General features: G+C 57.7%; 15 protein-coding genes. 2 read left to right on the forward strand and 13 right to left on the reverse strand.

What is annotated here, in order from left to right; translation table 11 throughout:
- Positions 1–6: 6 nt before the first annotated feature.
- The 12 genes from rpsC to rpsL all read right to left on the reverse strand — a co-directional run bounded on the left by rpsC (position 7) and on the right by rpsL (position 8952).
- Positions 7–738 (reverse strand): 30S ribosomal protein S3, encoded by a 732-nt coding sequence (gene rpsC / locus CRP02_RS20930; RefSeq protein ID WP_003516138.1) that lies wholly within the window; start codon positions 736–738, stop codon positions 7–9.
- On the reverse strand, positions 738–1127 hold the full coding sequence (rplV, locus tag CRP02_RS20935; RefSeq protein ID WP_003495184.1) for a 50S ribosomal protein L22: 390 nt from the start codon (positions 1125–1127) through the stop codon (positions 738–740). Before rplV ends, rpsC begins: the two co-directional genes overlap by 1 nt.
- Before the next feature lie 2 nt (positions 1128–1129).
- On the reverse strand, positions 1130–1408 hold the full coding sequence (gene rpsS / locus CRP02_RS20940; RefSeq protein WP_003507772.1) for a 30S ribosomal protein S19: 279 nt from the start codon (positions 1406–1408) through the stop codon (positions 1130–1132).
- A gap of 15 nt (positions 1409–1423) precedes the next feature.
- The gene (gene rplB, locus CRP02_RS20945; protein ID WP_003516146.1) at positions 1424–2260 is read right to left on the reverse strand and encodes a 50S ribosomal protein L2; all 837 of its coding nucleotides are present in this window, start codon (positions 2258–2260) and stop codon (positions 1424–1426) included.
- Positions 2261–2303: 43 nt separating this feature from the next.
- Complete coding sequence (locus CRP02_RS20950; protein WP_003495178.1) at positions 2304–2597, reverse strand: 50S ribosomal protein L23; 294 nt, start codon at positions 2595–2597, stop codon at positions 2304–2306.
- Entirely contained in the window at positions 2594–3214 is a 621-nt protein-coding gene (gene rplD, locus CRP02_RS20955) for a 50S ribosomal protein L4 (protein WP_003516147.1), read from the reverse strand. The genes CRP02_RS20950 and rplD overlap by 4 nt, the downstream gene beginning before the upstream one ends.
- A 12-nt stretch (positions 3215–3226) precedes the next feature.
- A complete protein-coding gene (gene rplC, locus CRP02_RS20960; protein ID WP_003516149.1) occupies positions 3227–3868 on the reverse strand; it encodes a 50S ribosomal protein L3 in 642 nt (213 codons plus the stop codon).
- Positions 3869–4034: 166 nt separating this feature from the next.
- Complete coding sequence (rpsJ, locus tag CRP02_RS20965) at positions 4035–4343, reverse strand: 30S ribosomal protein S10 (protein WP_003507767.1); 309 nt, start codon at positions 4341–4343, stop codon at positions 4035–4037.
- A gap of 313 nt (positions 4344–4656) precedes the next feature.
- Complete coding sequence (gene tuf, locus CRP02_RS20970) at positions 4657–5832, reverse strand: elongation factor Tu (protein ID WP_013636434.1); 1176 nt, start codon at positions 5830–5832, stop codon at positions 4657–4659.
- Between the two features lie 66 nt (positions 5833–5898).
- Positions 5899–7998, reverse strand: coding sequence for an elongation factor G (gene fusA / locus CRP02_RS20975; RefSeq protein ID WP_097172176.1), 2100 nt, complete (start codon positions 7996–7998; stop codon positions 5899–5901).
- A gap of 34 nt (positions 7999–8032) precedes the next feature.
- On the reverse strand, positions 8033–8503 hold the full coding sequence (rpsG, locus tag CRP02_RS20980) for a 30S ribosomal protein S7 (RefSeq protein WP_003507761.1): 471 nt from the start codon (positions 8501–8503) through the stop codon (positions 8033–8035).
- A 77-nt stretch (positions 8504–8580) separates the two neighbouring features.
- Positions 8581–8952, reverse strand: a complete 372-nt coding sequence (rpsL, locus tag CRP02_RS20985) for a 30S ribosomal protein S12 (protein ID WP_003507760.1) — start codon at positions 8950–8952, stop codon at positions 8581–8583.
- A gap of 530 nt (positions 8953–9482) precedes the next feature.
- Here rpsL and CRP02_RS20990 point away from each other — a divergent pair.
- Entirely contained in the window at positions 9483–9776 is a 294-nt protein-coding gene (locus CRP02_RS20990; protein ID WP_003519341.1) for a hypothetical protein, read from the forward strand.
- A gap of 264 nt (positions 9777–10040) precedes the next feature.
- On the forward strand, positions 10041–11165 hold the full coding sequence (locus CRP02_RS20995; protein ID WP_097172177.1) for a helix-turn-helix transcriptional regulator: 1125 nt from the start codon (positions 10041–10043) through the stop codon (positions 11163–11165).
- Between the two features lie 100 nt (positions 11166–11265).
- On the opposite strand, the gene rpoC is transcribed toward CRP02_RS20995, so the two are convergent.
- The gene (gene rpoC / locus CRP02_RS21000; RefSeq protein WP_003519344.1) at positions 11266–15471 is read right to left on the reverse strand and encodes a DNA-directed RNA polymerase subunit beta'; all 4206 of its coding nucleotides are present in this window, start codon (positions 15469–15471) and stop codon (positions 11266–11268) included.
- Positions 15472–15602 lie beyond the last annotated feature (131 nt).

The following is a 15602-nucleotide window of genomic DNA, read 5'->3' on the forward strand; positions in this document are numbered from 1 at the left end:
CGTCAATCAAGCGTTTTCGCGACGACGATCGGGACGATCGCCACGCTCACGGCTTGCAGGGCCCTGAGCATCGCCTTCGAGACCACGACGCTCAGAAGCCATCGGATCGTGCTCAAGGATTTCGCCCTTGAAGATCCAGACCTTGATGCCGCAGATGCCGAACGCGGTTTCCGCTTCAGCTGTGCCGTAGTCGATGTCCGCACGCAGCGTGTGCAGCGGAACGCGTCCTTCGCGGTACCATTCGGTACGAGCGATTTCGGCGCCACCGAGACGGCCACCGCAGGTGATCTTGATGCCTTCGGCGCCAAGACGCATTGCGGACTGAACCGAACGCTTCATCGCACGGCGGAAAGCCACGCGGCGCTCGAGCTGCTGGGCGATCGACTGAGCGACGAGAGTCGCGTCGATTTCCGGCTTGCGCACTTCAACGATGTTGAGGTGCGTTTCGGAGTTGGTCATCTCGGAAAGCTTCTTGCGAAGCTTCTCGATGTCCGCGCCCTTCTTGCCGATGATGAGACCCGGACGAGCCGAATGGATCGTAACGCGGCACTTCTTGTGCGGACGCTCGATGACCACCTTGGCGATACCGGCCTGCTTGAGTTCCTTGATCAGGTAAGCCCGGATCTTCAGGTCTTCATGCAGCAGCTTGCCGTATTCAGCGGTGTCAGCGTACCAGCGGCTATCCCAGGTACGGTTGATGCCGAGGCGGAAGCCGATCGGATTGATTTTCTGACCCATTATGCGGCCTCCCCTTTTTCCTCAACTTCACGAACAACGATCGTGAGGTGAGAGAACGGCTTTTCAATGCGGGATGCACGACCACGGCCACGAGCGTGGAAACGCTTCATGGTGATGGACTTGCCAACATAGGCCTCGGCGACGACGAGAGCGTCGACGTCGAGGTCATGGTTGTTTTCCGCATTGGCAATCGCAGATTCGAGCGTCTTCTTGACGGTCCCTGCGATGCGCTTGCGGGAGAATTCGAGCTCGGCGAGAGCGCGATCAACCTTCTTGCCACGGATAAGAGCGGCAACCAGGTTCAGTTTCTGGGGGCTGACGCGGAGCGTACGGGCAATGGCCTGAGCCTCATTGTCCTTCAGCCGGCGTTCGGTCTTAGCCTTCGCCATGATTACTTCCTCTTTGCCTTCTTGTCCGCGCCGTGACCGTAATAGGTACGGGTCGGAGAGAATTCACCGAACTTGTGTCCGACCATGTCTTCATTGACAGAGACGGGCACATGCTTGCTGCCGTTGTAGACGCCAAACGTCAATCCGACGAACTGCGGCAGGATCGTGGAGCGACGGCTCCAGATCTTGATTACTTCATTGCGTCCGCTTTCGCGCACCTTCTCAGCCTTAGTGAGAAGATAGCCGTCAACAAACGGACCTTTCCAAACTGAACGAGCCACTTGAGACTTCTCCTCTTACTTCTTGCGCTGATGGCGCGAACGCATGATGAACTTGTCGGTCGACTTGTTCGAACGGGTGCGCTTGCCCTTCGTGGGTTTACCCCACGGAGTAACCGGGTGACGACCACCCGACGTGCGACCTTCACCACCACCGTGCGGGTGGTCGACCGGGTTCATGACGACGCCGCGAACGTGCGGACGCTTGCCACGCCAACGCGAACGACCGGCCTTGCCATCGTTGGTGTTGCCGTGATCGGAGTTCGAAACTGCGCCGATCGATGCGAGGCAGGAGCCGTGCACCAGACGCTGTTCGCCCGAGTTGAGACGCAGGATAGCCATACCGGCATCGCGGCCGACGAGCTGGACGTACGTACCGGCGGAGCGGGCAATCTGACCGCCTTTACCTGGCTTCATCTCGACGTTGTGGATGATCGAACCGACCGGAATGTACTGAAGCGGCATGGTGTTGCCGGGCTTCACGTCCACTGCCTTGTCGGAGGCGATCACCTTGTCACCGGCAGCGAGACGCTGTGGCGCGAGAATGTAAGCCTGTTCGCCGTCGGTATACGTAACCAGCGCGATGAACGCGGTGCGGTTAGGGTCGTATTCCAAACGTTCAACGGTGCCTTCAACGTCGAACTTGCGACGCTTGAAGTCCACCAGACGGTAGGTCCGCTTGTGACCACCACCCTGGAACCGGACGGTGATCCGGCCCTGGTTGTTGCGGCCACCCTTGGAGCTGAGGCCCTGGGTGAGAGCCTTTACCGGCTTGCCCTTGTAGAGCGAAGCGCGGTCCACGATAACCAGCTGACGCTGGCTCGGCGTGGTCGGATTGAAACTTTTCAATGCCATATTCTTGTTCCCTTTTGGGTCTTTGCCCGCTTGGGCCTAACCTTTAGAGTCCGGTGGACACGTCGATGGATTGACCTTCGGCGAGCGTAACGACGGCTTTCTTGACGTCTTTCAGCTTACCGGCGAACCCACGGAAACGACGGGTCTTACCCTTGCGGATAAGCGTGTTCACAGCCGTGACTTTGACGCCGAAGAGAGCTTCCACGGCAGCCTTGATTTCAGGCTTGGAAGCGCTTTTGGCGACGTTGAATACGACCTGGTTCTGTTCGGATACCAGCGTCGACTTTTCCGTGATCGAAGGAGATACGATCACATCGTAGTGGCGAAGATCCGTCATTTGAACCGCTCCTCCAGAGCCTCTACAGCAGCCTTGGAAAGCACGAGCTTGCCACGACGCAGGATGTCGTAAACATTGATGCCCTGAACCGGCAGAACGTCCACATTCGGGATGTTCTGAGCTGCGAGCTTGAAGTTGCCATCAAGTTCTGCGCCACCGATAACGAGAGCGTTGGTCAGGCCAAGCGAAGCGAAGCTGCCCAGCAGAGCCTTGGTCTTTGCTTCGGACGCGACGAGCTGATCGACGATGATCAGATCTTCAGCCTTCAGCTTTGCAGACAGAGCGTGACGCAGAGCAAGCGCGCGAACCTTCTTGGGAAGGTCGTGTGCGTGGCTGCGAACGACCGGGCCGTGGGCCTTGCCGCCGCCGCGGAACTGCGGTGCGCGAGCCGAATGGTGACGAGCGCGGCCCGTACCCTTCTGCTTGTACATCTTCGCACCAGTACGGGAAACTTCCGCACGGGTCTTGGTCTTGTGCGTTCCCTGCTGCTTCTTTGCAAGCTGCCAGCGAACCATACGGGCCAGGATATCCTGACGGGGATCGAGGCCGAAAATCTCGTCCGACAGAGAAACCTTGCCGGCGTCTTTTCCCTCGAGGGTCTTGACGTTCAATTCCATGATAAGGCTCCCTTACTTCGCGGCCGACTTGACGGCGTCGCGGACGATGATCCAGGCGCCCTTGGAACCGGGAACTGCACCCTTAACGAGGATCAGGCCACGGTCTTCATCGGTCGAAACGACTTCGAGGTTCTGGGTCGTAACGCGCGTCTGGCCCATATGACCAGCCATGCGCTTGCCCTTCCACACGCGGCCCGGATCCTGGTTGTTACCAGTCGAACCGTGCGCACGGTGCGATACGGAGTTACCGTGCGAAGCGCGACCACCACCGAAGTTGTGACGCTTCATAGCACCGGCAAAACCCTTACCGATCGTGGTTCCCGTTACGTCGACCAGCTGGCCGGCCTGAAAATGAGTTGCGGTCAGTGTTGCACCGATATCGATCAGGTTCTCGGGGGAAACCCGGAACTCGACGAGCTTTGCTTTCGGTTCGACATTGGCAGCGGCAAAATGACCGCGAAGCGCCTTCGTCGTGTTTTTGACCTTGGACTGGCCGGCACCGAGCTGAACTGCGGTGTAGCCATTCTTGTCTTCCGTGCGCTGGGAAACGACCTGTACGTTATCCATCCGCAATACTGTTACTGGAATATGTTCACCAGCGTCGTTGTAGACGCGGGTCATACCCACTTTCTGTGCAATCACACCTGAACGCATTGGTTCATCCTCTTGCGAGCCTTGAAGGGAAAACCCTTTTTGGCCTTTGTTAAGGAGTGCCCTTCGACATCTCACGATGTTTCCGGTCTCCGGATTGGAAGCCGTTGGATTTCTCCACGTACCTTCCTTGTTATATGGCCCTCACTTGGATGAGGTCAGGCCAGTCTTAGAGCTTGATTTCCACGTCAACGCCGGCAGCCAGGTCGAGCTTCATCAGAGCATCGACGGTCTGCGGGGTGGGGTCAACGATATCGAGAAGACGCTTGTGCGTCCGCATTTCGAACTGTTCACGGCTCTTCTTATCAACGTGAGGAGAGCGGTTGACGGTAAACTTTTCGATGCGGGTGGGGAGCGGAACCGGGCCGCGAACGCTGGCGCCGGTGCGCTTTGCGGTCGACACGATTTCACGGGTAGAGGCATCGAGGATCCGGTGATCGAACGCCTTGAGGCGGATACGGATATTCTGGCCGTTCATTCGTCTTGTCCTTGTTCTTTGTTATTCGTTTCCGCACGCGGAAACACATGAACTTCTATTGATCGTGGCGCCGCAGATTTTCAAAAATCGAGAGGGATGCGCGTCGCACCCCAATCATTTCAGTAGTCTGTATTGCTAAAACACCGCGCTCCGCAATTGCTTGCGAATCCAGCGGGTGAGTGTGAATGCGCGTTTACGCGCTTTCACCGAATTTTTCAAGCACTAAAAATGCAACGCCGCCAGGCTTTTTTACTAAAAGCCCGGCGGCGGTGTGGGTAACACCGCCGCCGGTCTGAATTTCAACGTCGTGAAATTACTCGACGATAGAAGCGACGATGCCGGCGCCGACGGTACGGCCGCCTTCGCGGATAGCGAAGCGCAGCTTTTCTTCCATCGCGATCGGAACGATCAGCTCGACTTCAACAGTGACGTTGTCGCCAGGCATAACCATTTCCGTGCCTTCAGGAAGCGAAACGATACCGGTAACGTCAGTCGTACGGAAGTAGAACTGCGGACGGTAGTTCGTGAAGAACGGCGTATGACGGCCGCCTTCTTCCTTCGTCAGGATGTAGGCTTCTGCCATGAACTTCTTGTGCGGCTTGACCGAACCCGGCTTGCACAGGATCTGACCACGCTCAACGCCGTCACGGGTAACGCCGCGAACGAGCGCACCGATGTTGTCGCCAGCCTGGCCCTGGTCGAGCAGCTTGCGGAACATTTCAACGCCGGTAACCGTCGTCTTCGACGTCGGACGAATACCGACGATTTCGACTTCTTCACCAACCTTGACGATACCGCGCTCAACGCGACCCGTCACAACCGTACCACGGCCAGAGATCGAGAACACGTCTTCGATCGGCATCAGGAACGGCTGGTCGATCGGACGCTCAGGCGTCGGGATGTAGGCGTCAACAGCAGCCATCAGCTCGCGGATTGCGTCTTCACCGATCTTCTTGTCGGAATCTTCAAGAGCAGCAAGTGCCGAACCCTTGACGATCGGAATATCGTCGCCCGGGAAGTCGTAGGACGACAGAAGTTCGCGAACTTCCAGTTCGACGAGCTCGAGAAGCTCGGCGTCGTCAACCTGGTCGACCTTGTTGAGGAACACGACGATCGCCGGAACGCCAACCTGGCGAGCAAGCAGGATGTGCTCGCGCGTCTGCGGCATCGGGCCGTCAGCTGCAGAGCAAACCAGGATCGCGCCGTCCATCTGGGCAGCACCGGTGATCATGTTCTTCACGTAGTCGGCGTGGCCGGGGCAGTCGACGTGTGCGTAGTGACGGTTCGGCGTTTCGTATTCGACGTGCGCCGTCGAGATCGTGATGCCGCGAGCCTTTTCTTCAGGAGCAGCGTCGATCTGGTCGTACGCCTTGAACTCGCCGAAATACTTCGTGATCGCAGCAGTCAACGACGTCTTGCCGTGGTCGACGTGACCGATCGTGCCAATGTTGACGTGCGGCTTATTGCGCTCAAACTTGCTCTTTGCCATTAGTGGCTCTCCATTCTTGTCCCTTGAGGGGAATAATCTTCAAATCTCTGATGGGGCGTACCCCGATCACTTCTGACCGGAGTACTTTGCCTGGATTTCCTGCGCCACGTTCGACGGAACCGGCGAATAATGATCGAACGTCATCGAGTACTGCGCGCGGCCCTGCGACATGGAGCGCAGGTTGTCGACGTACTTGAACATGTTCGCGAGCGGAACGTGTGCGCTGATCACGATGGTGATGCCACGCGATTCCTGACCCTGGATCTGACCGCGACGCGAGTTCAGATCGCCGATCACGTCACCGACGTAATCTTCAGGGGTGACGACTTCGACCTTCATCATCGGCTCGAGAAGCTGTGCACCAGCCTTCTTTGCTGCTTCACGGAAGCAGGCACGCGATGCGATTTCGAACGCCAGAACCGAGGAGTCGACATCGTGGTATGCGCCGTCGATCAGGGTAGCCTTGACGCCCAGCATCGGGAAGCCAGCGAGCGGACCGGAAGACAGAACGCTTTCGATACCCTTCTGAACGCCCGGGATGTATTCCTTCGGAACAGCACCGCCGACGATCTTGGATTCGAACTTGAATTCTTCGCCTTCAGGGTTCGGTTCGAAGATGATCTTCACGCGAGCGAACTGACCGGTACCACCGGACTGCTTCTTGTGCGTGTAGTCTTCTTCGTGCTGACGCGTGATGGTTTCGCGGTAGGCAACCTGCGGAGCACCTACGGTTGCTTCAACCTTGAACTCGCGACGCATACGGTCAACGAGGATGTCGAGGTGAAGTTCGCCCATGCCTGCGATGATCGTCTGACCGGATTCTTCATCCGTCTTGACGCGGAACGAAGGATCTTCAGCAGCCAGGCGGTTGAGCGCGAGGCCCATCTTTTCCTGGTCGCCCTTGGTCTTCGGCTCGATAGCGATCTGGATGACCGGCTCGGGGAATTCCATGCGCTCGAGGATAACCGGCCTCAGCGGATCGCAGAGCGTATCGCCAGTGGTGGTTTCCTTGAGGCCAGCCAGAGCAACGATGTCGCCGGCAAAGGCTTCTTCGATGTCTTCACGGCTGTTGGAATGCATCTGCAGCATACGGCCGACGCGCTCGCGCTTGTCCTTCACCGTGTTGATGACCGACGTGCCCTTTTCGAGCTTGCCGGAGTAGATGCGGGCGAAGGTCAGCGAACCGACGAAGGGGTCGTTCATGATCTTGAACGCGAGCATGGAAAGCGGCTCGCTGTCGTCGGCATGACGCTCGATTTCGGCTTCGGTCTTGAAGTCGATGCCCTTGATCGCGGGAATGTCCAGCGGCGAAGGCAGGTAGTCGACGACGGCGTCGAGAAGCGGCTGAACGCCCTTGTTCTTGAACGCGGTACCGCAGAACATCGGGTGGAACTTCACGTCGATGGTGCCGCGGCGAACGAGCGAACGGATCTTCTCGTTGTCGGGCATGATGCCGTTCAGGTAGTCTTCCATCGCTTCTTCGTCGATCTCGACAACGGTCTCGATCAGCTTTTCGCGATATTCTTCAGCCTTGGCCTTCATGTCTTCAGGAATTTCGACGACGTCCCACTGAGCGCCGAGCGATTCGTCGCGCCAGATGAGTGCGTTCATCTCGATCAGGTCGATAACGCCCTTGAACTCGGTCTCAGCGCCGATCGGCAGCTGCATGACAACGGCGGTAGCGCCGAGACGGGTCTTGATCATTTCTACCGAGCGGTAGAAGTCAGCACCGGTCTTGTCCATCTTGTTGCAGAAGATCATACGCGGAACGTTGTACTTCTCAGCCTGACGCCAGACTGTTTCCGTCTGCGGCTCTACACCGGCGTTGGCGTCGAGAAGAGCGATGGCACCGTCGAGAACGCGCAGCGAACGCTCGACTTCAATGGTGAAGTCAACGTGGCCGGGGGTGTCGATGATGTTGAAACGGCGCATCTTGCCATCGCGACCCTTCCAGAAGGTCGTGGTCGCAGCGGACGTGATGGTGATACCACGTTCCTGCTCCTGCTCCATCCAGTCCATCGTGGCAGCGCCATCATGAACTTCGCCGATCTTGTGCGACTTACCGGTGTAATAAAGAATACGCTCGGTGGTCGTCGTCTTACCGGCGTCGATATGCGCCATGATACCGAAATTGCGGTAGTCTTCGATTTTATATTCGCGAGCCATAATGGACTGCCTTTCGATATGCGACCGTTTAAGATTACCAGCGGTAATGCGAGAATGCGCGGTTTGCGTCGGCCATCTTGTGCGTGTCTTCACGCTTCTTGACGGCAGAACCGCGGTTGTTCGCAGCGTCCATGAGTTCGCCGGAAAGGCGATCGACCATGGTCGTTTCGTTACGCTTGCGAGCAGCAGTGATCAGCCAGCGGATGGCGAGAGCCTGACGGCGCTCCGGACGAACGTCGACCGGGACCTGATACGTAGCACCGCCAACGCGACGCGAACGCACTTCAACGTGCGGAGCAACGTTGTCGAGGGCGGAGTGGAACACGCCGAGCGGCTCCTGCTTCGTCTTGCCCTGAACGACGTCGAACGCGCCGTAAACGATGCTTTCTGCGACGGACTTCTTGCCGTGAAGCATGATGGCATTCATGAACTTGGTGACGACCAGATCGCCGAACTTCGGGTCCGGGTTGATCTCACGCTTTTCTGCACTATGGCGACGGGACATATTCTTTGTCTCTCAATGTTATTGACGCTAAACCACGCGGAGAACCTCGCGCAGCGCCTGATTGTTGTTGCCGAAAATTACTTCGGACGCTTCGCACCGTACTTCGAACGGCGCTGCTTGCGGTTCTTGACGCCCTGGGTATCGAGAACACCGCGGATGATGTGGTAACGCACACCCGGCAAGTCCTTTACGCGGCCGCCGCGGATCATGACCACGGAGTGTTCCTGAAGGTTGTGACCTTCGCCGGGAATGTAGCCGATGACTTCGAAGCCGTTGGTGAGACGGATCTTGGCAACCTTACGCAGAGCCGAGTTCGGCTTCTTCGGGGTCGTCGTGTAAACGCGGGTGCAAACACCACGCTTCTGCGGGTTTTCCTGAAGTGCAGGAACCTTGTTGCGCTTTACCTGTGCCTGGCGGGGCTTACGGATCAGCTGGTTTACGGTAGGCATATAACCATCCCTTGCAAAAACTACTTTAGCCACCCTCACGGGTGGCGGCTATGCCGTTTCCGGCGACGAAGCACGCATATATCCTCATGCGCAAAACGTGGCCCGATCCGTTTTCACGGATGGACCACCAAGAGCAGAGGACGCCGGATGAGGCGTCTTGCGTGCAACATTCGTGTCTTCTACGTGCAATGAAGCTTCATTTGAGATGATGTTCGGGAAAAACGTTTCCGAACGGCCAGCACAGATAGAGGCTCCGATGGCGGGCGTACTACTGTTTTAGCCAGCTTTCGTCAAGGGCGAATCCGCATTTTGCGCTGGCACCCGAGGCCACAAAGCCTGCGCACAGGCCCTTTGCCCCCTCCTTCTAACATAACTCACAGCCGGCAACAGCGATTTTGACCTCCGGCCTTTGGCTTTTCACAAAATCCGTCTATTGATTCCCTCAAGCGGGCCGGAGCTGGCACCGCCGCGCGCAAGACCGATTCCGTCCGGCCCGCATACTCCACAACGACATATCAAGGAACCGCGTCATGACCAACCTCCCCGACAACGACAACGGACGCGACGAGCCGATGGTCTTCATCGTCATCGGCAAGGCTTACGAGCACGACAATTCCGAAGGCATCGACATCCACGTCATTCTGCGGGCGCCGGACGACGACACCGCCGTACGCGAAACGCTGAACGCGCTTTCGGAGGAAGGTTTCATCGAAGCCGACCTCGACCAGATCGGCATGCTGACTGAAGTTCCGGACGAAGAGCCGCACGCTTCCGCCTATCAGGGCGCCCTCGAGGGCGAAGTCGCCATCATCCGTTTCGCCTGAGGGACCGCCCTCACCGCGACAAATGCGCCGCCACCGATAAAACGGCACCCGCCCACACCAGGGCGGTTGCCTTCCAGGACTTGATGCCAAGGCCGAAATCTTGCGTGCCAGCCACCTTTTCCTGCAAAATACCTTGGTAAATTTCAATATATTAAGTCACTGATAGATTATATACTTTACGTATAATAGTATTATTTGTATTTTCATTGAACTATACGAAGATATAATATTAAAGTAATCCAGACGCATGATTTCGGTGGCGGGTTGGATAATATATCTTCGGCAGACATTATAGATGACATTTACGAGGCAGCACTTTTTCCCGATCGCTGGGCGAACGTGATAGCCTCAATCGGCCACCGGCTCGATTTCTGGGGCGGCGCGCTCACCTGGGGCAAAGGCGAGGATGAAGCATGGCTCTATCCGCCCAATTTCCAGGAGCTCATGCAAGCCTTCATGAAGGGCGGCTGGAACCACCGCAACGATCGCCTCACACGCGCTGTCCGCGAGGGCCAATTTTCCTTCGTGCATGATTTCGATATCTTTACCCCTGACGAATGGGCGGGGCTGCCAATCGTGCGCGATTTCCTGATGCCGCGTGGACTGGGATATGGAGTGGCCACGCAGGTTGCGCCGCCGGGCCATCCCGAAATGACTCTGCTGTTCGAACGCAAGCTCGACAGAGGAACCGTTGGTCCGGAAACCATGGCGGCACTTGGCCGGTTGAGGCCGCATATCGCCCGCAGCCTCACGCTCGCAACAGGGCTGCAACGCCAGAAAGCAGATGCCATCACGCTCGGCCTCAACGCAATCGGTGCGCCGGCGGCGGTGCTTCAGGCGAGCGGACGCGTTCTTTCCACCAACACCCTGTTCGAGGCGACCAAAAAGTGTATTTCCACCCGCGCCCGCGACAGGATCTTGATCTTGGACGAGAGAATAAACCGGCTGCTCTACAAGGCGCTCGCCGGCGGCAGTGTCAGTTCCCTACCCTTGCCGACAAGCGAAGACAGGGTGTGCATCCTTCACGTCATACCGCTGCGCAAGGACGCGCTGGATTTATCCCCTAACGGCAGCGCCATCGTGCTGATATCGCAACCATCGGACACCGTTGCCGACGTCACCCCGCTTCTGAAGGGGTTATACGATCTCACCAAGGGCGAGGCCCGTGTCGCGCTGGAAATCCTCAAAGGCCTTTCGCTTCCCTCCGTGGCAAAGCAACTTCAAATCTCGCACGAAACGGTTCGCAGCAACGCCAAGTCTATCTATGCAAAGACCGGCAGTACGGGCCAGACCGATCTCGTTCGCCGGCTTTCCGTTTTGACGCGCTACACCATCGGTGAGCAGGAAAGACCCCGAGACGGGACTGGCCATCTGAAGGACCAGATCTGACCCTTTGAACCCAACCAAAACAAAAAACGCCCGGATTGCTCCGGGCGTTTTTTACTGAACTTTGGCGGGGCTTCGTAAAGCCCCTGCCCTAGACCTGACCTTACTCGGCCGGAGCCGGATCCGTCATGTCCTGCAGCATCTGTGTTGCAGAGCCTGCACCCGTACCCTTGCGGCGTTCCTCGAGAATGAGGTCGTCGCGCGAGGTGGCGATGCGGCGGATCTGCGTCATGGTGCCGCCGGTACCGGCCGGGATGAGGCGGCCGACGATGACGTTTTCCTTGAGGCCCTGCAGCGTATCCGTCTTGCCGGCGATCGCAGCTTCCGTGAGAACCTTGGTGGTTTCCTGGAACGATGCGGCCGAGATGAAGGACGGCGTCTGCAGCGACGCCTTGGTGATGCCGAGAAGAACCGGATCGCCATAGGCGGGCTTCTTACCTTCTTCGATCAGGCGGTCGTTGTTGTCGTCAAGCTCGATACGATCGACATTGTCGCCAACGATGTAGTGGCTGTCGCCCGCATCGGTGATCTCGACCTTCTGCAGCATCTGGCGAACGATCACCTCGATGTGCTTGTCGTTGATCACAACGCCCTGCAGTCGGTAGACTTCCTGGATTTCGTTCACGAGGTAGGAAGCCAAAGCCTCTACGCCCTTGATCGCCAGAATGTCGTGCGGTGCCGGATTGCCGTCGAGAATGTATTCGCCCTTCTCGATGTAGTCGCCTTCCTGAAGATGGAAGGGCTTGCCCTTCGGTATCAGGTATTCGACCGGCTCGACGCCGTCTTCCGCAGGCTCGATCATCACGCGACGCTTGTTCTTGTAGTCGCGACCGAGGCGGATCGTACCATCGATCTCAGCGATGACAGCATGATCCTTCGGACGACGTGCTTCGAACAGTTCGGCAACGCGCGGCAGACCACCGGTGATATCCTTGGTCTTGGCGCTTTCCAGCGGCGAACGTGCAAGCACGTCACCCTGGAAGACCTTCGAACCAGGCTCAACCGACAGGATCGCGTCCACGGAGAGGTGGAAGCGGGCTTCGCCACCGCGGCTAAGTTTTGCGACAGCGCCGGAAGCATCCTTGATGATGATCGCTGGCTTGAGGTCCGAACCGCGCGGCGTCGAACGCCAGTCAATGACCTGACGCTTGGTGATGCCGGTGGATTCGTCGGTGGCTTCCAGAACGGAAAGACCGTCGACGAGGTCTTCGAAGTGAACGGTACCTTCCACTTCCGTCATCATCGGACGGGTGTAGGGGTCCCACTCTGCAAGACGCTGGCCGCGTTTTACCTTGTCGCCGTCATCAACGAAGATCTTCGAGCCATAAGCGACACGCTGCGAGGAACGTTCCACGCCGCGCTCATCGAGAATGGTGACCGACATGTTACGGCCCATTGCGATGAGAACGCCATCGGAGTTCCGCAGGATGTTGCGGTTCTTGATCTGGATCGTGCCTTCGTACGAAGCTTCCAGGAACGACTGGTCGACCACGTTTGCCGTACCGCCAAGGTGGAAGGTACGCATGGTGAGCTGCGTGCCGGGTTCACCGATCGACTGTGCGGCGATGACGCCAACGGCTTCGCCCATGTTGACCGGAGTACCGCGAGCAAGGTCACGACCGTAGCAGACGCCGCAAACGCCGACCTGCACTTCGCAGGTCAGTGCCGAACGGATACGGACGGACTGGATGCCAGCCTTCTCGATGATGGCAACGTCGGCTTCGTCGATCAACGTTCTGGCCTTGACGATGTTCTCGCCAGTCACCGGATTGTCGATGTCATCAAGAGCCGTACGGCCGAGGATACGTGCGCCGAGCGAGGCAACAACCTGACCGGCATCGACGATGGCGGTCATGGTGAGGCCCTTGTCGGTGCCGCAATCCACGGAGTTGACGATGCAATCCTGTGCCACGTCGACGAGACGGCGGGTAAGGTAACCCGAGTTCGCCGTCTTCAAGGCGGTGTCTGCAAGACCCTTACGGGCACCGTGGGTCGAGTTGAAGTACTCGTTAACGGTCAGGCCTTCCTTGAAGTTCGAGATGATCGGCGTCTCGATGATTTCGCCCGAGGGCTTGGCCATCAGGCCGCGCATGCCGCCCAGCTGACGCATCTGGTTCGGTGAACCGCGGGCGCCCGAGTGGCTCATCATGTAGATGGAGTTCATCGGCTTCTGGCGGCCCGTTTCCGGGTCGAATTCCACAGCCTTGATGCGCGCCATCATTTCTTCGGCGACCTTTTCGGTTGCCTTACCCCAGGCGTCGACAACCTTGTTGTACTTTTCGCCCTGGGTGATGAGACCGTCGTTATACTGCTGTTCGTATTCCTTCACCAAGGCTTCGGTGTCACCGACGATCTTAACCTTGCTGTCCGGAATGACCATGTCGTCCTTGCCGAACGAAATACCGGCGCGGCAAGCGTGAGCAAAGCCGAGCTGCATGATCCGGTCGCAGAAGATGACCGTGTCTTTCTGGCCGCAATGACGGTAGACCGTGTCGATCATCTTGGAGATGTTCTTCTTGGTCATTTCCTGGTTGCAGACGTCGAACGGCACGTTGACGTTCTTCGGCAGAAGTTCGCCGATCAGCATACGGCCAGGCGTCGTTTCATGGATCTTGGAAACCGGCTTGCCGTCAGCATCCACGGTCTTGAAGCGACCACGGATCTTGGCATGCAGCGTCACGACCTTGTTTTCAAGCGCGTGATGCAATTCGCCGATGTCCGAGAAGGCCATGCCTTCGCCGGGCTCGTTCTGGTTCATGATCGACAGGTAATACAGGCCGAGAACCATGTCCTGCGAAGGAACGATGATCGGATGGCCGTTTGCCGGATGCAGGATGTTGTTGGTCGACATCATCAGCACGCGGGCTTCAAGCTGGGCTTCGAGCGAGAGCGGCACGTGAACGGCCATCTGGTCGCCGTCGAAGTCGGCGTTGAAAGCCGTGCAGACGAGCGGATGCAGCTGAATTGCCTTGCCTTCGACCAGCATGGGTTCGAAAGCCTGGATACCCAGACGGTGCAGCGTCGGTGCGCGGTTCAGAAGGACCGGATGCTCGCGGATGACCTCGTCGAGGATATCCCAAACTTCAGGCTTTTCCTTTTCAACCAGCTTCTTGGCCTGCTTGACGGTCGAGGAGTAACCCTTGGCGTCGAGGCGGGCATAGATGAACGGCTTGAACAGCTCGAGCGCCATCTTCTTCGGCAGGCCGCACTGGTGCAGCTTCAGTTCCGGACCGGTCACGATGACCGAACGGCCTGAATAGTCGACGCGCTTGCCGAGAAGGTTCTGGCGGAAGCGGCCCTGCTTGCCCTTGAGCATGTCGGACAGCGACTTCAGCGGACGCTTGTTGGCACCCGTGATGACGCGACCGCGACGGCCGTTATCGAACAGCGCATCGACGGATTCCTGCAACATACGCTTTTCGTTGCGGATGATGATACCAGGCGCGCGAAGCTCGATCAGGCGCTTCAGACGGTTGTTACGGTTGATGACGCGGCGATAGAGATCGTTGAGGTCGGACGTCGCGAAACGGCCACCATCCAGCGGAACCAGCGGACGAAGGTCCGGCGGAATAACCGGAACGACCTTCATGATCATCCATTCCGGACGATTGCCGGATTCCATGAAGTTCTCAACGATCTTGAGACGCTTCATGAACTTCTTCTGCTTGAGATCCGAGGTGGTCTCGGCAAGCTCGGCACGCAGGTCGCCGGCGATCTTTTCGAGGTTCATCGAAGCCAGCATCTCGTAGATGGCTTCAGCGCCGATCATGGCGGTGAACTGGTCTTCGCCGAACTCGTCAACGGCGATCATGTACTCTTCCTCGGACAGAAGCTGGTTCTGCTTCATCGAGGTGAGGCCGGGTTCGGTGACGATGTAGTTCTCGAAATAGAGAACGCGCTCGACATCCTTCAGCGTCATGTCGAGCAAGGTCGAGATACGCGAGGGAAGCGACTTCAGGAACCAGATATGGGCAACGGGCGCTGCGAGCTCGATATGGCCCATACGCTCACGGCGAACGCGCGACAGCGTAACTTCAACGCCGCACTTTTCGCAGATGATGCCCTTGTACTTCATGCGCTTGTACTTGCCGCACAGGCACTCGTAATCCTTGATAGGTCCGAAAATGCGCGCGCAGAAGAGACCATCGCGTTCCGGCTTGAACGTACGATAGTTGATGGTTTCCGGCTTCTTGATCTCGCCGTAGGACCACGACAGGATTTTTTCCGGCGAAGCGATCGAAATCCGGATGGAATCGAAATGCTGCGCAGGCACCTGAGGATTGAAAAGATTCATGACCTCTTGGTTCATGCCTTGTCTCCTTGAGAGGCTAGCTGCTGCCCCTGTTTGCATCTGGACCGGCTTCTTCCCGGGTCACCGTCCAGAGCTTTAAATACGGATTAACCGCACAATGCGGCGAAAGTGTCCCGCGGCAACCATTG

Source organism: Rhizobium sp. AN5, assembly GCF_900215255.1.
GTDB lineage: Bacteria > Pseudomonadota > Alphaproteobacteria > Rhizobiales > Rhizobiaceae > Agrobacterium > Agrobacterium tumefaciens.